Here is a 20,310-nt window from a genome sequence, read left to right as displayed (position 1 = left end):
ATTTAGATCTCTACCAGCAGCATGAGCCTTCGCTCGTGCCGCTGCAGGATGCGACTGCGTCCGCGCCCGGCGCCTGAGGGAATCTCTCAGTAATGCGTGCCGTGGGCGTCGATCTTGGTCAGCACCGGCAGGGACGGACCCTGGCGATGGCTGTCGTAACGGCCGGCCAGCTGGAAGCGATCCAGGTAGGTCGGCAGGATCACCTCGGCGGCGGTGGGCGCGACACCGAGGTCGGCCAGGCCCGGCAGCTTACCGGACAGGACGTTGTCGCTCTTCAGCAGGGTCACCTGGTCGCGGGTCAGCGGCTTGCCGGGCACCATCTCCAGAAAGGCGGCCTGCAGGCTGGCCAGGCCCCAGGGTAGGGACACCAGGCGGGTCTTACGGCCGGTCAGGTCCAGGACCAGTTGGATCAGCTCGCGGAAACTGTAGGCGCGGGGGCCGCCCAGCTCGAAGGTCTTGCCCTCGGCGCCGGCGCGGGTCACGGCGTTGATGATGGCATCGGCCACGTCACCGACATAGACGGGCTGGAAGCGGGTGGCGCCGCCGCCGATCAGCGGGACGAAGGGCAGCGTCTTGGCCATCCCGGCGAAGCGGTTGAAGAAATTGTCCTCAGGCCCGAAGACGACGCTGGGGCGTAGGATGGTCGCCTCGGGGAACACGGCGCGGACCGCCTGCTCCCCCGCCGCCTTGCTGCGGGCGTAGGCGGAGCGGGAATTGGCGTCGGCGCCCAGGGCGGAGACGTGCACCAGCCGGGCGACATCGGCCCCCTTGGCCAGGCGGGCGATGCGGCCGGCGGCCTCGGCATGCACTAGGTCGAAGCGCTGGCGTCCGCTCTCGGCCAGGATGCCCATCAGGTTGATGACGATGTCGGCGCCCTGGATGGCGCGGGCGACGGAGGCGTCGTCGGCGATGTCCACGGCCATGGGGACGATCTGGCCCACGGCGCCGTTCATCTTGAGGAAGGCGGCCTCGCCCGGGTGGCGGGCGGGCACGCGGATGACGCAGCCCGTCTTGGCCAGGCGCCGGATGACATGGCGGCCGATGAAGCCGGCCCCGCCGAACACGGTGGCGATACGAATGCTAGTGCCCATCCTCTTAGACCCTCTGCCCACTAAACGAATGACCCGCCAGACCTGTTGGTTCCGACCATACCCGCATGCGGGCAGTGATCGGGGCCGGCGGCGGCCGGAGACCCAAGCTTATAGCGAAGCCCGCGGGCCAGGGCTAGGCGCTTGGCCAAGGCCTGAAATGCAAGGAGGAGGACGCGCCCATGCACGTGCGTGGGCGGGCGAGGCGGGACACCGGACGCCCCTTCCCGTATGCCTTCCCCAAAAACGAAAAAAGCCAAAAGAAGAGTATTGACAGGCCCCGGCCATAATCGTACTTAGGCGGCCCGCGCTGCCCAGGTGGCGGAATTGGTAGACGCGCAGGTTTCAGGTACCTGTGGCAGAGATGTCGTGGAAGTTCGAGTCTTCTCCTGGGCACCAATTACAGCGCGGGTTCAACGCAGGGCCGCCGTGTTCCAAATGGAACCGGCGGCCCGCGGCGTTTCTGGGGCCTGCTGACGCGTCCATCGCCCCCATCTTTCCCATCGAATACCTGCCCCATCGAATACCTGCCAGGTCGCCTCCCCCCAACACCTCGTCCTTGCCGGGTGCGATCGCGTCGTGCGTGGGGCCACTCCGGTGCTTGGCCCGGCGCCTGGCGCCACCGTCAAAAAAATTCAAAGGCGCCCAAAGAAGGGTGTTGACAGGCCCCGGCCATAATCGTACTTAGGCGGCCCGCGCTGCCCAGGTGGCGGAATTGGTAGACGCGCAGGTTTCAGGTACCTGTGGCAGAGATGTCGTGGAAGTTCGAGTCTTCTCCTGGGCACCAATTCAGCGCGGGTTTAAGGTCGCAGGGCCGCCGATGTTCCGATGGAACGCCGGCGGCCCGCGGCGTTTCTGGGGTTCGCTTTCGCGGAGCACCCCTGGCGCCGGCGGGCCTTCCTCGGCAGCCCCTCCAGCATGAAGGACCGGTTTGATGCCCATCGATCTTTATGACGGCGATTTGCCCGACGGCCTGGACCTGGGCCCGGTGGTGGCCATCGACACCGAAACCATGGGCCTGAACCCCCACCGCGACCGCCTGTGCCTGATCCAGCTGTCGTCCGGCGACGGCCGCTGCCACCTGGTGCAACTGCGCCAGGGCCAGTACGACGCCCCCAACCTGAAGCGCCTGCTGACCAATCCGGCGCAGCTGAAACTGTTCCACTTCGCCCGCTTCGATATCGCCGTGCTGAACCAGTACCTGGGCGTCGTGACCGCCCCGGTCTACTGCACCAAGATCGCGTCCAAGCTGGTGCGTACCTACACCGACCGCCATGGCCTGAAGGATCTGTGCCGCGACCTGCTGGGCGTGGAGCTGTCCAAGCAGCAGCAGTCGTCCGACTGGGGTGCGGAGGAGCTGACGGCCGAGCAGCTGAAGTACGCCGCCTCCGACGTGCTGTACCTGCATGATATCAAGGCGAAGTTCGACGCCGTGCTGGCCCGCGAAGGCCGCACCGAGTTGGCCGAGGCCTGCTTCCGCTTCCTGCCGCACCGCGCCCTGCTGGACCTGAGCGGCTGGGACGAGCCGGATATTTTCGCCCACTAGGACACCCCTTGGGGGGCAGGTGCGGGCCGCTTTCCCCTTCTCCCCACCCCGCGCGGGCGCGCCGCATGGGTGGGTGGCGCGCCGTCCCCCTGGAAAAAGGGACGGCGCATGACGATTTGACCGTGGAATCCCGGCTCAGTTAGATTGGGCCTCAACCGGTGGCGGTGGCCGCCGGACATGCCTGCGCCACAATTGGTGGCCAAACCCCGTGGAACCATGACCCTGCCCCCCCCTTCAGAAAACCCCGGCGCCGACAACGGCGACGCGGGCGGGATTCGGCAGCCGGCACCCCCGGCCGGTTCCGCGCCGCCTTCCGGCCGTGCCCCGGACCAGCGCGGCCAGGAGCACCGGGGGCGGGGCGCCAGCGCCCGGCACACCCGTCGCGTCAACCAGGCCAAGGTGGTATTGCCCACCCTGGCCGGCTTGACCATCGCCGCCATCGCGCTGTGGCCCCTGATCAAGGAAACCACCAACCCCCGCCCCGCCGATCCCGGCACCGGCCAGCTGGAAATGCTGGACGCCCATTTCCTGGGAACGGACAAGACCGACCGGCCCGTGGAAGTACGTGCCGACCGAGCCATGCAGGAAAGCAATCAGGACAACCTGATCGATCTTGTTTCGCCCGAGGCGGAGATCACGCTAAAGAATGGGCAGTGGGTGACCCTGAATGGGGACACCGGGCGGTACGACAAGCAGTCTGGCCACCTGACGCTGGAGGGGAGGGTCACGCTGTTTCACGACCACGGCTATGAGTTCACCACCGACAAGGCGGAAGTGGACACCAGCAAGAACATCGCCTGGGGCAACGCGCGCGTGGCTGGCCAGGGCCCGTTCGGCGACATCGACGCCGGCGGCTTCCGCATGACCGACAAGGGCAGCACCATCGTCTTCACCGGCAAGGCGCGCCTGCGCCTGGTGGAGAAGGAGCACCACGCCGACGGCGCCGCGCCTGCCGGCCCGTTCCCCGCTCCCCCCACCATGGCCCCCCCCACCACGGCACCGTCGCGGCCCGGAGGCAAGAAACCTTGAGTATCCGGTTTACGAAGACGGTCCCGGTGATGCGGACCCTGATGCTGGGCGGCCTGGCGGTTGCAGCCACGACCCTGGTCGCCTTGGCCCCATCCTCCCGCGCGGAGGAAACGGCGGAGGCCAAGCCCGCCGCCGAAAAGCCCGCCGCCGAAAAGCCCGCTGGCGAAAAGCCCGCCAAGGCCAAGAAGCCCGCCGCCGCGCCGGCGCAGAATCCCGCCGCCCCGGGCGAGCCTGGCCTGCTGCCCTTCACCCCCGCCGAGGTCACGGCGTCCCCCCCGGGCGCCATCGACATCACCTCGGACGAGACGATGGAGTGGCACAATGACCAGCTGGCCGCCGTGGCCCGGGGCCACGTCATCGTGACGCGCGGGGAGGATACCCTGCACTGCGACACCCTGGTGGTCTATTACCGCAAGGCCAATGACGGCTCGACCGAGATGTACCGCATGGCCGCCGACGGCCAGGTGGTCATGACATCGCCCAGCCAACAGGCCTTTGGCGACCACGGCGTCTATGACGTGGACCAGGACGTGACCGTGCTCACCGGCGACCACCTGCACCTGGTCACGCGCAGCGACACGGTTTACGCTCGCGACACCCTGGAATACTGGAAACAGCAGCAGTTGCTGGTCGCGCGCGGCAACGCCATCGCCATCAACGACAAGGGCGACCGTATCCGCGCCGACGTGCTGGTGGGCATCATGGAAGAGAACGCCGCCAAGCAGCTGGAGATGACGCGCATGGATGCCAAGGGCAACGTGCTGATCGTCACACCCAAAGATGTCGCGCGCGGCACCGAGGGCACCTATAACGTGAAGACGCGCATCGCCATCCTGACGGGCGATGTGAAGCTGACCCAGGGTCAGAACCAGGTGAACGGCCACAGGGCCGAGGTCAACAACGCCACGGGGGTCAGCCGCATGCTGCCCGACGAGACCGTCAAGGGTGGGCGCGTGCACAGCGTGCTGATACCCAAGAAGTCCGATCAGCCGGCAGCCCCGGCCCCCGCCGCGCCGCCCGCTGGCGGCGCCAAACCCCCCGGCGGCGGAGCACAGCCATGAGCATGACGTCCGAACCCGCGAAGGTGCCGGCGGCACCCAGGGAACCCAAAGCGGGAGGCCCGCGCCTGGTGTCCGACAACCCCAACAGCGGCCTGACGGCCACCAAGCTGGGCAAGAGCTACAAGGGCCGCCCCGTGCTGCGCGATGTCAGCGTCAGCGTGCGCCGGGGCGAGGTCGTAGGCCTGCTGGGCCCCAACGGCGCCGGCAAGACCACCAGCTTCTACATCATGACCGGGCTGATCATGCCCGATTACGGCACCATCACCCTGGACGGGCTGGAGGTCACCGACCTGCCCATGTACCGCCGCGCGCGCTTAGGGATAGGCTATCTGCCGCAGGAGGCCTCCATCTTCCGCGGCCTGACGGTGGAAAACAACATCCGCGCCGTGCTGGAGGTGGTGGAGCAGGACCGCGACAAGCGTGAAGCCACGCTGGACGAGTTGCTGGCCGAATTCTCCATCAGCCATCTGCGCCGCACCTCGGCCCTGGCCCTGTCGGGCGGTGAGCGCCGCCGCGTGGAAATCGCCCGCGCCCTGGCGTCCCAGCCCAACTTCATCCTGCTGGACGAGCCGTTCGCCGGCATTGACCCCATCGCCGTCAACGACATCCGCGAACTGGTCAGTCATCTGCGCGAGCGCGGCATCGGCGTCCTGATCACCGACCACAACGTCCGCGAAACCCTGGACATCGTTGATCGCGCATACATTCTTCACGATGGTATGGTATTGATGGAGGGTGAACCGTCCGAGATCGTGGCCCACAAGGACGTGCGCCGCGTATACCTTGGCGAACGGTTCAGTCTGTAACTAAGTATAAGCGCGTTCTGCGCAATTCCATTTCGGGCCACTGTTCTTATTTGGGCGGGTGATGGCGCTTCAACAACGCCTTGATCTTCGGCAGACCCAGGCGCTGGTGATGACTCCCCAGCTGCAACAGGCGATCAAGCTGTTGCAGCTGTCTAACCTGGAGTTGGCCGACTACGTCGATCGCGAGATGGAGCAGAACCCGCTCCTGGAACGCGATGATGGCGACCGTAACCGCGATCCGGCCCCCGATGGGGTGGACCGGGAGGAGGTGGTCGCGCGTGGCGACGACCTGCCCGTGCGCGACACGGCCGACCTCACGTCTTCCGACCACATGGGCTCCTCCAGCGACGCGCCGCTGGACACGGACTTCGAGAACGTCTGGACCAATTCCAGCGCGGTCGACATGGCGGCCGACGGCATGGGCGAGGGCGGCGAGGCCTTCGGCAACTGGTCGGGACGCGGCGGCAGCTTCGAGGATGACGAAAACTCGTTCGAGCAGACGCTGTCCGGCAGCGTCTCGCTGCGCGACCATCTGACCGAACAGATCACCATGGACATCGCCGATCCCCTGGATCGGATGGTGGCCTTCGCCCTGATGGACTACCTGGACGAGGCCGGCTATTTCACCGGCGACATCGCCGTGGTCGGGGATCAGCTGGGCTGCACCGAATCCCAGGTCGTTTCGGTTCTGGAACGGTTGCAGCGCCTGGACCCCGTTGGCATTTTCGCCCGCTCGCTGAAGGAATGCCTGGCGCTGCAGCTGCGGGAGCTGGACCGGCTGGACCCCTGCATGCAGGCCCTGCTGGACAACCTGCCCCTGCTGGCCGCGCGCAACGTGCCGGCCCTGCTGAAGGTCTGCCAGGTGGATGCCGAGGACCTGGCCGACATGGTCGGCGAGATCAAGGCGCTGAACCCCAAACCAGCCCTGGCCTTCGATCATGAGCCGGTGCAGACCGTGGTGCCGGACATCGTCATGCGCGCCCAGCCCGGCGGCGGCTGGCTGGTGGAGCTGAACAGCGACACCCTGCCCCGTGTGCTGGTCAACCAGCGCTACTACGCCCGCATCCAGGGGGCCGCCCGGAACAAGCAGGACAAGGAGTATCTGACCGAGCAGTTCCAGTCGGCCAGCTGGCTGGTGAAGTCGCTGCACCAGCGGGCCAACACCATCCTGAAGGTGGCGACCGAGATCGTGCGCCAGCAGGACGCGTTTTTCCTGCACGGCCTGCAGTTCCTGCGCCCCCTTATCCTTCGGGATATAGCGGAGGCGATCGGCATGCACGAATCCACCGTCAGCCGCGTTACGACCAACAAGTTCATGGCCACGCCCCGCGGCCTGTTCGAACTGAAATACTTTTTTACATCAGCCATTTCCGGGGCGGACGGCCAGGCCTCGCACTCGGCCGAGGCGGTGCGTTACCGCATCAAGGTGCTGATCGACGCGGAAAAGCCGGATGAGATCCTTTCGGATGACCGTCTGGTCGAGATCCTTCGGGATGAGGGGATCGACATTGCACGGCGGACGGTCGCCAAGTATCGTGAAGCCATGAAGATCCCTTCCTCAGTCCAGCGTCGCCGGGAGAAGGCCCTTGGGATCTGAACCATGCGCCCGATGGATGGCGCATGACGGCTGGCCTTCCCAGCAGCAAAAGGCCGGCCGAGGGCTATTGTAAAGGCCGACGGCAAGGCACCACGCCGCCGCCACTCCTGGCTTCCAACCAAGCGAGACGGACAGGCCATGCATATAATCGTCAAAGGCAAGCAGCTAGACGTTGGCGAGTCCCTGCGCACCCATGTCGAGACCACACTGACTGGGTTGGTGGAGAAATATTTCAGCAGTCCGCTTGAGGCGACCGTCGTGCTGTCGCGCGAAGCGCATCTGTACAAGGCGGACATCCAGGCCCACGTCGGCCGCGGCATCCTTCTGCAAGCCTATGCCGAAGCCACGGAACCCTATCCCGCCTTCGATGAGGCGGCGGAGCGCGTCGCCAAGCGCCTGCGACGCTATAAGCGCCGGTTGCGCGACCATCACCAGCGCGTGCACGGCGAGGCCGAGGCCGCCGTGCCGGCCCGCAAATACATCATCAACGCCGACGCCCACGACGACGAGGCCGATGAAGGCGGTCAAGGGGCCGGCAGCCACAACGGGCACGCGGTGAACGGCAACGGTGCCGACCACCACCCCATGATCATCGCCGAGATGCAGACCAACATCGACATGCTGACGGTCAGCGAGGCGGTGATGCGCATGGACCTGGCGGATCTGCCGGCCCTGCTGTTCCGCAACCGCGCGCATGGCCATCTGAACATGGTCTATCGCCGGCCCGACGGGAACGTCGGCTGGGTCGACCCCTCCGACGGCAAGCCCACGGCCACCCACTGATCGGAACCTGCTGATCAGGATACAGCTTCCGGAGCTATCCCCGCCGGCCTTGGCCCCATTGACCTCGGGGCGGGGATAGCCGAAGCTTGGAACCGGGGGTTGGGCGGAAAAGTTTGATAAACCTTTCCGCCCTATAAAACTTCAAGCGAAATGCCCGTGTAAGCGAGTGTGGTGGCAATGCCGTCCCAGTTTTTGTTGACGCCGATGGTCGAGCTTTTGAGGCCGGACGGCATTGTCGCCAATCTCAAGGCCTCCTCCAAAAAGCAGGTGCTGCAGGAACTCGCCAAACGGGCCGCCGACCTGACCGGCCAGCATGAGCGGGCCATCTTCGACGTACTGTTGGAGCGGGAGCGCCTGGGCACCACCGGCGTGGGCCGGGGCATCGCCATCCCCCACGGCAAGCTGCCCACATTGCCCAAGGTCTGCGCCCTGTTCGCCCGTCTGGAACGGCCGGTGGATTTCGACTCCATCGATGAACAGCCGGTGGACCTGATCTGCCTGCTGCTGGCCCCGGAATCGGCTGGGGCCGATCACCTGAAGGCCCTGGCCCTGGTCTCGCGCATGCTGCGCAACCCGCTGTTCTGCGAGAAGCTGCGCGGCGCCGACACCGCCGACGCCATCTACGCCCTGCTGACGCACACGGAAGCCAGCAACGCGGCTTAGTTCGTTTTCCTCAAGCGCCGGCAGGCCCGTCCGGGCCTTTGGCTGTCCTCGCTGCGCCCTTCGGTGCTCGCTCCGGCGCCCGCGGTCGCGGGCTACGGCGGCCTGTGACCATGCCGCCGCTTGGGCCGTGTTGCCTATTTGGCCGCTGGTTGCCTCAGCGGCTGGCCCAGAGCAGGTAATTCACATCCAGGTCGCGGGCGTCCAGGCGGAAGGTGTCGTTGAAGGGGCTGTAGACCAGGCCCATGACCTCGCGCACCGTCAGGCCGGTGGCGCGGAGGCCGGCGGCCAGTTCCGACGGCTTCAGGAACTTGCGCCAGTCGTGGGTGCCGCGCGGCAGCCAGCGCAGGACGTATTCCGCGCCGATGATGGCCATCAGATAGGATTTGGGCGTGCGGTTCAGCGTGGCCATGACCAGCAGGCCCTCGGGCTTCATCAGGGCGGCGAGGCTGTCCAGGAACAGCGGAACGTCGGCCACGTGTTCCACCACCTCCAGCGACAATACGGCGTCGAACTTTTCGCCGGCGGCCACCAACGCCTCCGCCGTGGTGTGGCGGTAATCGACCGGGGTGCCCGTTTCCATCGCGTGGGTGGCGGCGGTCTTCACGTTGCGCTCGGCGGCGTCGATGCCCACGACGTCGGCCCCCATGCGGGCCAGCGGTTCCGACAGCAGGCCGCCGCCGCAGCCGATATCCACCAGGCGCAGGCCCTTAAGCGGCTGGGGCGCCAGCGGGTCGCGGCCGAAATGGGCGCAGATGCGATCGCGTAGATATTCCAGGCGCACCGGGTTCAGCTTGTGCAACGGCCGGAACTTGCCCGCCTCGTCCCACCATTCGGCGGCGATGGCCGAAAAGCGCTGGATTTCCCCGGGGTCGACGGTGGTCGTGGCGGTCTGGCTCATCATAGGCACCCTTGAACGGAACGCGCCCCAATGGGGGCGCGGCGGAGTATGTGCCGCCCTTGCGGTCAACTCAACCGCGCCGGCTGAATGGCTGCACCCGGCCGGGCTCGCAGGAAAAACGGGGGACGCGACCGCGTCCACGGGAATGTTTCAGGGGGCGTCGGCGGGCTGAAACGGGAAGATAAGCCCTGGCCGGCGGATGCCGGCGCCCGGCGTTGGAGATGAGCCATGACCACGAAATAGAAATGCTCTGTCGCCCGGTTTACGCAACCCTGACCTTTTATTGCCCATTTATTGCCTGCGCGCGCCCGACAGGGTAAGGATAGCGCGCTTTCCGGAAAGCCTCGCGCCCGGGAGCCCCTTGCATCCACCGGCTGGCGCCTGCCGGCCTCTCACAAGGCAGACACGGGTTATGGCACGCCTCGTTTTGAAGTTCGGCGGGACATCGGTCGGCACCATCGACCGGATCAAGAATGTCGCCCGCAAAGTGAAACAGGAGGTCGACGCCGGCCATGAGGTGGCGGTGGTCGTCTCCGCCATGTCGGGCGTGACCAACCAGCTGGTGGACTATGTAAAGCAGGTCAGCCGCCTGGCGGACGAGCGCGAGTACGACGCCGTGGTCGCCTCGGGCGAGCAGGTGACGAGCGGCCTGCTGGCCATCGCCCTGCAGGAGATCGGCATCCCGGCCCGGTCGTGGCAGGGCTGGCAGATCCCCCTGATCACCGACGACGTGCATGGCAAGGCCCGCATCGAGCGCATCGAGTCCGGCGATCTGGTGGCCCGCATGTCCACCGGCGAGGTGGCCGTGGTGGCGGGCTTCCAAGGCGTGTCCAAGGATGGGCGCATCGCCACCCTGGGCCGCGGCGGTTCCGACACCTCGGCCGTGGCCCTGGCGGCGGCTGTCCAGGCCGAGCGCTGCGATATTTACACCGACGTGGATGGCGTCTACACCACCGACCCGCGCATCGTGACCAAGGCCCGCAAGCTGGGCCGCATCACGTACGAGGAAATGCTGGAGATGGCGTCCCTGGGCGCCAAGGTCCTGCAGACCCGGTCGGTGGAAATGGCGATGAAGCACCGGGTGCGTGTCCAGGTGCTGTCGACCTTCGAGGAAGCGGCCGGCAGCGCGTTGCCGGGAACTCTTGTCGTTGATGAGGACGAAATCGTGGAACAGGAACTGGTCAGCGGCATCGCCTACAGCCGGGATGAGGCGAAGGTGACCCTGGTGGGCGTGGAAGACCGGCCGGGCGTGGCGGCGGCCATTTTCGGCCCGCTCACCGACGCCGCCATCAACGTTGACATGATCGTGCAGAACGTATCGGAAGACGGCACCACCACCGACATGACCTTCACCGTCACCAAGGCCGACCTGGACCGCACCGTACAGGTGCTGGAAGGCGCCAGGGACGACCTGAAGTTCCGCCGCCTGATCGCCGACAGCAACGTGGTCAAGGTCTCGGTCATCGGCGTCGGCATGCGTAGCCACGCCGGCGTGGCCCAGCGCATGTTCAAGGCCCTGGCCGACCGCGGCATCAACATCCAGGTCATTTCCACCAGCGAGATCAAGGTCAGCGTCCTGATCGCCGAGGAGTACACCGAACTGGCGTTGCGCGCCTTGCACACCGCTTACGGCCTGGACCAGGCATAAGCATCTGAGCGACACTCTGCCCCGGGGGACTGGAAGAGCGTCCCCCGGGGCATTGTTGTTTTCAGGGGTTGTTTTAGGTTAGGGATCGGCGTCGTTCCCCGCCCGCGGGGCACCGGCCGCCGCATCACGGGCGCGGGTGACACATTTTTTCCGCCAAAAGGAAGCGTTTTTGATGTCGACCACCACCACGATTGGAACCGCTCGCGACAAGCTGGACGCGCTGTGGACCCGTGGGCGCGATTTCCTGGGCACGGAGCTGGCCGTCATGGGCGGCGCGATGACCTGGGTGTCGGACGCCGGCCTGGTGGCCGCCATTTCCAACGGCGGCGGCTTCGGCGTGCTGGCCTGCGGCGCCATGACGCCCGAGATGCTGGCCCAGGAGATCGACGCCACCCGGGCGCTGACGGCGAAGCCCTTCGGCGTCAACCTCATCACCATGCACCCGCAGCTGGACACGCTGGCCGCCGTTTGCCTGGACCACGGCGTGCACCATGTCGTCCTGGCCGGCGGCCTGCCCCCCGCGCCGGTGATCAAGCAGCTGAAGGACGGGGGTGCCAAGGTCGTGTGCTTCGCGCCGGCCCTGGTCCTGGCCAAGAAGCTGGTGCGCATGGGCGTGGACGCCCTGGTCATCGAGGGCATGGAGGCCGGCGGCCATATCGGGCCCGTCGCCACCTCGGTCCTGGCGCAGGAGATCCTGCCGGAGATCCGGGACGTGCCGGTGTTCGTGGCCGGCGGCATCGGCCGGGGCGAGGCCATCGTGGCTTACCTGGAACTGGGGGCCGCCGGTGTGCAGCTGGGCACCCGCTTCGTCTGCGCCACCGAATCCCGCGCCCATCCCAATTTCAAGCGCGCCTTCATCCGCGCCAGCGCCCGTGACGCCATGCCCTCCGCCCAACTGGACAGCCGCTTCCCGGTCATCCCGGTCCGCGCCCTGCAGAACGAGGGCACCCGCCGCTTCATGGATTTCCAGCGCGAGGTGGTGGAGCGTTTCAACCGCGGCGAGGTGGACCAGAAGGACGCCCAGCTGGAGATTGAGCATTTCTGGGCCGGTGCCCTGCGCCGCGCCGTCATCGACGGCGACGTGGAGAACGGCAGCCTGATGGCCGGGCAATCGGTAGGCATGGTGACGCGCGAGCAGCCGACGGCCGAGATCCTGGCCGAACTGGTGGCCCAGGCGGAGGACGCCCTGGCCGGCCGGTACGGGCATGCCAAGGCCCCTAGGGCGAAGGAAGCGGGACCGGCGCTGGCGCTGGCGGGAGCGGCAGGCTAGTGGCACCGCATTCCGGAACTCCCCCCACCCTTATCGACCCGGGGCTTGAGGTTCCGGAAACCGGTATCATTACCACCGGTACCGTTACCGAACGCCGCCGGTCCGCCGACGCGGCGGGCGGGGCTCGGCGCCTGCTGGCTCGGCTGCGCGATGTCATGGCCGCCGGGGGCACCGCCCAGTCGCGCCTGGACAAGATCGTCATGCTGATCGCTGCCGAAATGGGGGCGGACGTCTGCTCCTGCTACGTCATGCGGGCGGGCGAGGTGCTGGAACTGTTCGCCACCATCGGCCTGAACCTGGATGCCGTGCACAAGACCCGGCTGCGGGTGGGCGAGGGCCTGGTGGGCGACATCGCCGCCCACGCCCGGCCGGTGGCCCTGGCCAACGCGCCCAGCCATCCCAATTTCGCCTACCGTCCGGAAACGGGCGAGGATCCGTTCGACAGCTTCATGGGCGTGCCCATCCTGCGCGGCGGCCGCGTGCGCGGCGTGCTGGCCATCCAGCACATCGCCCGCCGCGCCTATGACGAGCAGGACGTGGAGACGCTGGAGACCATCGCCATGGTGGTGGCCGAGCTGGTGGCCACGGGCGAGCTGGTCGACAATCGCGAACTGCAGGTGGCCAATGACTTGGTGCTGCTGCCCTCGCGCCTGGACGGGGTCAGCCTGAACCGGGGCATCGCCATGGCCATGGCCGTGCTGCACCGGCCGCAGCTGACCATCCGCCAGATGGTGGCCGATGATCCGGAGCTGGAGCTGCGCCGCCTGCGCGAGGCGGTGGACAGCATGCACTCCGCCATCGACCGCCTGCTGATCCTGTCGGGCGAGACCGGCGGCGAGCATCACGAGATCATCGAAACCTATCGCATGTTCGCCACCGACCGTGGCTGGCTGTCGCGCATCCGCGAGGCCATCCGCACCGGCCTGACGGCGGAAGCGGCGGTGCAGCAGGTGCAGAACGACAACCGTGCCCGCATGGCGTCGGTGACAGACAGCTACATCCGTGAGCGCCAGCTGGACCTGGACGACATCACCAACCGCCTGCTGCAGCATCTGGCCGGCCGCCAGGACAAGGCGGACGGCGGCACGTTGCCCGACGCGTTCGTGCTGGTGGCCCGCAACCTGGGTCCCGCCGAGCTGCTGGACTATGACAGCACCCGCCTGCGCGGCCTGGTGCTGGAGGAGGGGGCGGCCTACAGCCACGTGGCCATCGTGGCGCGCGCCCTGGACATCCCCGTGGTGGGGCAGTGCACCGGCGTGCTGAACCGCATCGACCCGCTGGACTTCGTCATTGTCGATGGCGATCACGGCCAGGTGTTCGTGCGCCCGGCGGAGGACATCACCGAGGCCTTCCTGAAAAGCATCGAGGTGGGGGAGGAGCGCAAACGCGAGTTCGCCGCCGCCCGCGAGCTGGAGTCGGTGACGCGCGACGGCGTGGCCGTGCGCCTGATGCTGAACGCCGGCCTGTTGATCGACCTGCCCCACCTGCACGCCACCGGCGCCGACGGCATCGGTCTGTACCGCACCGAAATTCCCTTCATGGTGCGGCATACCTATCCCGACACCGCCGTGCAGAAGGAAACCTACGCCAAGGTGCTGGACGAGGCGGACGGCAAGCCCGTCACCTTCCGCACCCTGGACGTGGGCGGCGACAAGACCCTGCCCTACTTCCCCGACCTGGGCGAGGAGAACCCGGCCCTGGGCTGGCGCGCCATCCGCATCGGCCTGGATCGTCCCGCCATGCTGCGCAAGCAGTTGCGGGCCTTGCTGTGGGCGGCCTCGGGCCGCGACCTGCGGGTGATGTTCCCCATGGTGGCCGAGGTGTCGGAGTTCCTCCGCGCCCGCCGCATACTGGATCTGGAACTGCGCCGGCTGGATCAGGACGGCGTGGCCCGCCCCCGCGACCTGAAGGTGGGCGTGATGATGGAGGTACCGGCCCTGCTGTTCCAGCTGGACGCGCTGCTGCCCCACATCGACTTCATGTCCGTGGGATCCAACGATTTGCTGCAGTACCTGTTCGCCAGCGACCGCGGCAATCCCATGCTCAACAACCGCTATGACCTGCTGTCGCCGGCCATGCTGTCGGTGCTGCGCATGCTGGTGCGGCGGTGCGATGAGGCCGGGGTGCAATTGTCGCTGTGCGGCGAAATGGCAAGCCGGCCCTTGGACGCCATGGCCCTGCTGGGCTGCGGCTTCCGCACCCTGTCGATGAGCCCCGGCGCCTTCGGCGAGATCAAGACCATGATCCGCTCGGTCAACGTGGACGTGCTGCAGCGGTTCCTGGACAGCCTGTTGGGACGCCCCGACCGCAGCTTGCGCCAGCACCTGCTGGCCTTCGCCCGCGACCATGGCGTTCGGCTGTAGCCAATCTAATGAATTCTGACGGCAGCATGGTTGCGGTACCGCGAAGCCCTTGATAAGACTCCCGCGACATCGTCGTCGGCGCAATAAACGAACCGGCGGTTGGGATAATTCGTGCACCATTCTGTGCTGGGACAGCCGTCATGACTGAACGCCGCGACCGTTATCGGGACATGATCGACGCTGGCCGCGCCGCCGAACCGCAGGCGCCGCGCGAAACCGTGGGCGACATCCTGCGCATGCGGCGCGAGGAACTGGGCTATGACCTGACGGGCGTGGCCAACGTGCTGCGCATCCGCCGCCCCTATCTGGAAGCCATCGAGGACGGCCGCTATGGCGACCTGCCGGGCCAGGCCTACATCCTGGGCTTCCTGCGCAGCTATGCCGATCTGCTGGGCATCGATCTCGGGCGTCCTGCTGAACCGCTTCCCGGATGAAACGGCGGGCCACGTCCGCCCGGCGGAACTGTACCTGCCCATCCCGGTCAGCGAGAACCGCGTGCCCAGCGGCGCGCTGATTGTTGGCGCCGTGGTGCTGGCCGCGGCCCTTTATGGCGGATGGTACCTCTATTCCTCCGCCGACCGCAGCGCCCTGGACCTGGTGCCCAAGCTGCCGGAGCGGCTGGCCCACCTGACGGGCAACAGCGATGCCTCCTCCCCGCCGCCGGCCAACGTGCTGCCGGCCCCCGCCGTGCAGGCCCTGCTGAACCAGGCGCAGCCCACGGCGCCGGAGGTGGGGGCCGCCCCCGACGCCACCGCGCCGCTGCCCGACGCCATGCCCGGCCCCGTGCCCGCGGCCCCCGCCAACGCCCCGGCTGCCCCGCAGGCGCCGGCGACCAACGCTCCCGCAGGCCAGGGGACCGCCGCGCCGCCCGCCGCACCGGGCAAGACCGCGACGGCGCCACAGTCGGCCGCGCCCCAGCAAACGACCTCGGCACCGGTCGCATCCGAGGCGCCGGATGACGAGGCGCCGCAGATGCCCGACCTGGGCCAGCCCAAGACCGCCGCGGCCGATCCGGACGCCGCCCCGGCCGACGCCAGCATGCGCCCCGACACCACCGCCCCGGGGGCGGTGCCGGCCCCCGCCAAGGGCCGCGTCTTCGGCCAGACCGGCCCCGCCCGCGTGGTGGTGCGCGCCACGGACGAAAGCTGGATCCAGGTGCGCGACGCCAAGGGCACGCTGTGGGCGTCCCGCGTGCTGCACCCGGGCGACAGCTTCCGCGCTCCCGACGTGCCTGGCCTGACCCTGGAAACCGGCAACGCCGGCGGCGTGGTCGTCAGCCTGGACGGCAAGGACCTGGCCGCCCTGGGCGCCAAGGGCCAGGTGGTGCGCAGCTATCCCCTGCAACCGGATGATTTACAGGCTCGGGTGACTCACTGATGGCTTCCCTGTTTCGCAGCAAGGCGGCCGTCGCCGCTTGTCTTTCCGCCTGCGCGACCCTGGCCGTGGGCCTGGCCACCCAGTCGGCCCGGGCCGAGGGCCGCATCCGCCAGGTCGAGGTGGACGTGGCCAAGGCGACCCAGCCGCTGGACCGCTTCTACGACCTGTCCGTCGGCTCCGATTATCCCGGCACGCTGATGCGGCCGGACAGCATGGCCCAACTGAAGACCACCCAGGACGAGCTGGGCTTCCGCTACATCCGCTTCCACGCCATCTTCCACGACGTGCTGGGCACGGTGAAGGTCGAGAACGGCACGGTCACCTATGACTGGAGCAAGATAGACCAGCTGTACGACGACCTGAAGGCGCGGGGGCTGAAGCCCTTCGTCGAGCTGGGCTTCACGCCCAAGGCCATGGCGACGTCGGAGAACAAGATTTTCTATTGGGAGGGCAACACCTCCCACCCCCGGCCCAACGCCTGGCGCGACCTGATCACGGCCTTCGTCCAGCACATCGAGGCGCGCTATGGCCAGGCCGAGGTGCGCAGCTGGTTCTTCGAGGTATGGAACGAGCCCAACCTGGCTGGCTTCTGGGAAGGCGGCGACCAGCAGGCGTATTTCGCGCTGTACGACCTGACGGCCAACACCATGAAGGCCATCGACCCGGAACTGCGCGTAGGCGGCCCCGCCACGGCCGGCGCCGCCTGGGTGCCGGAATTCCTGGACCATGTGGCCAAGAGCGGCGCGCCCGTGGACTTCGTCACCACCCACACCTATGGCGTGGACGGCGGTTTCCTGGATGAGGCGGGCAAGGCCGACACCAAGCTGTCGCCCTCCCCCGACGCCATCGTGGGCGACGTGCGCAAGGTGCGCCAGCAGATCGCCGCCTCCCGCTTCCCCACCCTGCCGCTCTATTTCACGGAGTGGAGCACCAGCTACACCCCGCGCGACCTGGTGCACGACAGCTACGTCAGCGCGCCTTATATCCTGACCAAGCTGAAGGCCAGCCAGGGCATGGTCCAGGGCATGAGCTACTGGACCTACAGCGACCTGTTCGAGGAACCCGGCCCACCCACCGCCCCGTTCGAGGGCGGCTTCGGCCTGATGAACCGCGAGGGCATCCGCAAGCCGGCCTATTTCGCGTACAAGTACCTGCACGCCCTGCAAGGCCAGGCGGTGCCGGTGACAGACGGCCAGGTGATGGCGTCCGCGACGGAAGGCAAGACCGCCGCCCTGGTGTGGGATTTCCAGCAACCGCACCAGCCGGTCAGCAACCGGTCCTTCTACAGCAAGATCGTCCCCAACAAGGCCGCCCCGTCGGTCAAGGTGTCGTTCCGGGGCCTGAAGCCCGGCACATACCACCTGGCCGTGCACCGCACCGGCTTCCGCGCCAACGACGCCTATTCCGCCTACATCGACATGGGCGCGCCCAAGAACCTGTCGGCGGAGCAACAGGCCAAGCTGACCGACCTGACGCGCGACCTGCCCGAGGCGGACAAGACCGTGACCGTGGGCGCCGATGGCCGCTATGCCACCACCCTGCCCATGCACAGCAACGACATCATGCTGGTCACGCTGGACAAGGCCGCCGGGGATCAGGCCGCCGGCGGCAAATAAGCCAACCGCGTCGGCTGCTTAACCATTATGCACCGCGCCGTCCCGCACACGGCGCGGTGAAGCCTTGTGCGATGGCCTCTTGATCCCGGGGCCTTCCGGCAGCACTTTACCGATCAAATTCCCCCATGAGGCCAGTTCCCATGTCCACCTCCCATCGTGCGTATCGCCAGATCCTGCGCCGGACCTCCCGTCAGATTCGTGTCGGCAACGTCCTGGTCGGTGGCGACGCGCCGATCTCCGTCCAGACCATGACCAACACCCTGACCGCCGACGCCAAGGCGACGATCGAGCAGGTGTTGCGGGCAGAAGAGGCCGGCGCCGACATGGTCCGCGTCTCCTGCCCCGACGAGGAGTCGACGGCGGCGCTGAAGGAGATCGTGAAGGCGGTGCACGTGCCCATCGTGGCCGACATCCACTTCCACTATAAGCGCGCCATCGAGGCCGCCGAGGCGGGTGCCGCCTGCCTGCGCATCAACCCCGGCAACATCGGTTCCGCCGACCGGGTGCGCGAGGTGGTGCAGGCCGCCAAGGACCACGGCTGCGCCATGCGCATCGGCGTCAACGCCGGCTCGCTGGAGCGCGAGTTGCTGGAGCGTTATGGCGAGCCTTGCCCCGAAGCCCTGGTGGAAAGCGCCCTGACCCACGCCAAGATCCTGGAAGACCATGACTTCCGGGAGTTCAAGATTTCGGTGAAGGCCTCGGACGTGTTCCTGGCCGTGGCCGCCTACCAGGGCCTGGCCGAGGCCTGCGACTATCCCCTGCACATCGGCATCACCGAGGCCGGCGGCCTGCGCGCCGGCACCGTGAAATCTTCCATCGGCCTGGGCATGCTGCTGTGGTCGGGCATCGGCGACACCATCCGCGTGTCGCTATCCGCCCCCCCGGAGGAGGAGGTCAAGGTCGGCTTCGAGATGCTGAAGTCGCTGGGCCTGCGCCGCCGCGGCGTCACCGTCATCTCCTGCCCGTCCTGCGCCCGCCAGCAGTTCGACGTCATCAAGACGGTCGAGGTGCTGGAGGAACGTCTGGCCCACATCACCACCCCCATGACCGTCTCGGTCATCGGCTGCGTGGTGAACGGCCCGGGTGAAGCCACCATGACCGACATCGGCTTCACCGGTGGCGGCAAGGGCGTGCACCAGGTGTTCCTGGCGGGCCAGCCGGCCCACCGCCTGAAGGACGAGAGCATCGTCGACCACCTGGTGTCGCTGGTGGAGAAGAAGGCCGAGGAGATCAAGGCCGCCCAGGCCGCCGAGGAGGCCGCCGCTGCCGCCGAATGATACGAGGCCCGCGGCTTGAGTTCCGGACTCAAGCCGTCAGGCCGCGACTGCGGCCGCCGGAACTTTCCGGGGAGCGTCAGCGGACTGGAAAGTGAGGACAAGCCAAGGCGGCGGATGCCGCCGCCCGGCGCTTGAGGGCTTTAGTCAGCCCGGATACGGGATGACGGATAAGATATGACCACCACATTGGAAGAACGGTTCGGGGACACGCTGGCCAAGCTGTCGGCCCGGCATGACGAACTGCGCGACGCCCTGGCGACGGGCACGCTGGCGGCCGACGCCTACACCCGCATGAGCAAGGAGTTCGCGGAGCTGACGCCGGTGGCGGAGTCCATCGCGGCCCTGCGCCACGCCCGGTCCGACTTGGCCGAGTTGGCCCGCATGGCGGAGGCGGAAGCCGATCCCGAGATGCGGGAGCTGGCGCAGGATGAGCTGATCCAGGCGGAGAAGGCCCTGCCCGGACTGGAACGTCAGGTCATGCTGGCCCTGCTGCCCAAGGATGCCGCCGACGACAAGAACGCCATGCTGGAGGTGCGCGCCGGCACCGGCGGCGACGAGGCGGCCCTGTTCGCCGCCAACCTGTTCGACATGTACCGCCGCTACGCCGCCATCCAGGGCTGGCGCTTCGAGGTCATCGAGATCTCGGAGACCGGCCTGGGCGGCTACAAGGAAGCCATCGCCAGCATTTCTGGGCGGGGCGTGTTCCGCCGGCTGAAGTTCGAATCGGGCGTGCACCGGGTGCAGCGCGTGCCGGCGACCGAGACTCAAGGCCGCATCCACACCTCCGCCGCCACCGTGGCCGTATTGCCCGAGGCGGAGGAGGTAGACATCCAGATCGATGAGAAGGATCTGCGCATCGACGTGTTCCGCTCCTCGGGCCCCGGTGGGCAGTCGGTCAACACCACCGACAGCGCCGTGCGCATCACCCACCTGCCCACCGGCCTGGTGGTCAGCCAGCAGGATGAGAAGTCGCAGCACAAGAACAAGGCCAAGGCCCTGCGCGTGCTGCGTTCCCGCCTGTATGACCTGCAGCGCAGCGCCCTGGACGCGGAACGCGCGGCCAACCGCAAGAGCCAGGTGGGCAGCGGCGACCGCTCGGAACGCATCCGCACCTACAACTTCCCCCAAGGCCGGGTGACCGATCACCGCATCAACCTGACGCTCTACAAGATCGACAAGGTCATGGCGGGCGAGGCCCTGGACGAGGTGGTGGAGGCGCTGATCGCCCAGGATGAGGCGGAGCGCCTGGCCGAACTGCAGTGAGCGGGCCCCTTCTCCTCCGTGATGT

At 67.6% G+C, this 20,310-nt stretch carries 17 protein-coding genes and 2 tRNA genes; 17 read left to right on the top strand and 2 right to left on the bottom strand.

Annotated elements, in window-relative coordinates; all coding sequences use genetic code 11:
* Window positions 1-86: 86 nt before the first annotated feature.
* Complete coding sequence (locus tag Y958_RS01635; protein ID WP_050898708.1) at window positions 87-1,091, bottom strand: complex I NDUFA9 subunit family protein; 1,005 nt, start codon at window positions 1,089-1,091, stop codon at window positions 87-89.
* 309 nt (window positions 1,092-1,400) lie between these two features.
* On the opposite strand from Y958_RS01635, the gene Y958_RS01630 reads away from it, so the two are divergent.
* From Y958_RS01630 to ptsN, 9 genes are all read left to right on the top strand, one after another.
* A tRNA-Leu gene (locus tag Y958_RS01630) sits at window positions 1,401-1,487 on the top strand.
* A gap of 301 nt (window positions 1,488-1,788) precedes the next feature.
* A tRNA-Leu gene (locus tag Y958_RS01625) sits at window positions 1,789-1,875 on the top strand.
* Between the two features lie 147 nt (window positions 1,876-2,022).
* Window positions 2,023-2,634, top strand: coding sequence for a ribonuclease D (locus Y958_RS01620; RefSeq protein ID WP_040850048.1), 612 nt, complete (start codon window positions 2,023-2,025; stop codon window positions 2,632-2,634).
* A 216-nt stretch (window positions 2,635-2,850) separates the two neighbouring features.
* Complete coding sequence (lptC, locus tag Y958_RS01615; protein ID WP_145727979.1) at window positions 2,851-3,663, top strand: LPS export ABC transporter periplasmic protein LptC; 813 nt, start codon at window positions 2,851-2,853, stop codon at window positions 3,661-3,663.
* A gap of 29 nt (window positions 3,664-3,692) precedes the next feature.
* Window positions 3,693-4,724: an LptA/OstA family protein gene (locus Y958_RS01610; RefSeq protein WP_088870643.1), complete on the top strand. Its 1,032-nt coding sequence runs from the start codon at window positions 3,693-3,695 to the stop codon at window positions 4,722-4,724.
* On the top strand, window positions 4,721-5,530 hold the full coding sequence (gene lptB, locus Y958_RS01605; RefSeq protein ID WP_004272214.1) for an LPS export ABC transporter ATP-binding protein: 810 nt from the start codon (window positions 4,721-4,723) through the stop codon (window positions 5,528-5,530). The genes Y958_RS01610 and lptB overlap by 4 nt, the downstream gene beginning before the upstream one ends.
* Before the next feature lie 61 nt (window positions 5,531-5,591).
* The gene (gene rpoN / locus Y958_RS01600) at window positions 5,592-7,127 is read left to right on the top strand and encodes an RNA polymerase factor sigma-54 (protein ID WP_088870642.1); all 1,536 of its coding nucleotides are present in this window, start codon (window positions 5,592-5,594) and stop codon (window positions 7,125-7,127) included.
* 138 nt (window positions 7,128-7,265) lie between these two features.
* On the top strand, window positions 7,266-7,910 hold the full coding sequence (gene hpf / locus Y958_RS01595) for a ribosome hibernation-promoting factor, HPF/YfiA family (protein WP_088870641.1): 645 nt from the start codon (window positions 7,266-7,268) through the stop codon (window positions 7,908-7,910).
* Between the two features lie 204 nt (window positions 7,911-8,114).
* Window positions 8,115-8,573: a PTS IIA-like nitrogen regulatory protein PtsN gene (ptsN, locus tag Y958_RS01590; protein WP_088870640.1), complete on the top strand. Its 459-nt coding sequence runs from the start codon at window positions 8,115-8,117 to the stop codon at window positions 8,571-8,573.
* Between the two features lie 154 nt (window positions 8,574-8,727).
* Here ptsN and ubiG read toward each other — a convergent pair whose 3' ends face one another.
* Window positions 8,728-9,471, bottom strand: coding sequence for a bifunctional 2-polyprenyl-6-hydroxyphenol methylase/3-demethylubiquinol 3-O-methyltransferase UbiG (ubiG, locus tag Y958_RS01585; RefSeq protein WP_088872418.1), 744 nt, complete (start codon window positions 9,469-9,471; stop codon window positions 8,728-8,730).
* 412 nt (window positions 9,472-9,883) lie between these two features.
* On the opposite strand from ubiG, the gene Y958_RS01580 reads away from it, so the two are divergent.
* The 8 genes from Y958_RS01580 to prfA all read left to right on the top strand — a co-directional run bounded on the left by Y958_RS01580 (window position 9,884) and on the right by prfA (window position 20,285).
* A complete protein-coding gene (locus tag Y958_RS01580; protein WP_088870639.1) occupies window positions 9,884-11,119 on the top strand; it encodes an aspartate kinase in 1,236 nt (411 codons plus the stop codon).
* Between the two features lie 172 nt (window positions 11,120-11,291).
* Window positions 11,292-12,389, top strand: a complete 1,098-nt coding sequence (locus Y958_RS01575) for an NAD(P)H-dependent flavin oxidoreductase (RefSeq protein WP_244909328.1) — start codon at window positions 11,292-11,294, stop codon at window positions 12,387-12,389.
* Window positions 12,390-12,544: 155 nt separating this feature from the next.
* On the top strand, window positions 12,545-14,752 hold the full coding sequence (ptsP, locus tag Y958_RS01570; protein WP_088870638.1) for a phosphoenolpyruvate--protein phosphotransferase: 2,208 nt from the start codon (window positions 12,545-12,547) through the stop codon (window positions 14,750-14,752).
* A 140-nt stretch (window positions 14,753-14,892) separates the two neighbouring features.
* Entirely contained in the window at window positions 14,893-15,186 is a 294-nt protein-coding gene (locus tag Y958_RS32700) for a helix-turn-helix domain-containing protein (RefSeq protein WP_088870637.1), read from the top strand.
* Complete coding sequence (locus Y958_RS32695; protein ID WP_088870636.1) at window positions 15,131-16,129, top strand: RodZ domain-containing protein; 999 nt, start codon at window positions 15,131-15,133, stop codon at window positions 16,127-16,129. Before Y958_RS32700 ends, Y958_RS32695 begins: the two co-directional genes overlap by 56 nt.
* Window positions 16,129-17,745, top strand: coding sequence for a GH39 family glycosyl hydrolase (locus tag Y958_RS01555; RefSeq protein WP_244909327.1), 1,617 nt, complete (start codon window positions 16,129-16,131; stop codon window positions 17,743-17,745). Before Y958_RS32695 ends, Y958_RS01555 begins: the two co-directional genes overlap by 1 nt.
* Window positions 17,746-17,885: 140 nt before the next feature.
* Window positions 17,886-19,022: a flavodoxin-dependent (E)-4-hydroxy-3-methylbut-2-enyl-diphosphate synthase gene (gene ispG, locus Y958_RS01550; RefSeq protein WP_088870635.1), complete on the top strand. Its 1,137-nt coding sequence runs from the start codon at window positions 17,886-17,888 to the stop codon at window positions 19,020-19,022.
* Window positions 19,023-19,196: 174 nt separating this feature from the next.
* Window positions 19,197-20,285, top strand: coding sequence for a peptide chain release factor 1 (gene prfA / locus Y958_RS01545; RefSeq protein WP_088870634.1), 1,089 nt, complete (start codon window positions 19,197-19,199; stop codon window positions 20,283-20,285).
* Window positions 20,286-20,310 lie beyond the last annotated feature (25 nt).

The sequence above is a fragment of the Nitrospirillum viridazoti CBAmc genome (assembly GCF_000730165.1).
Lineage (GTDB): Bacteria > Pseudomonadota > Alphaproteobacteria > Azospirillales > Azospirillaceae > Nitrospirillum > Nitrospirillum viridazoti.
The sequence above is the reverse complement of the archived record's forward strand: the minus strand, read 5'-3'. Positions and strand labels throughout refer to the sequence as shown.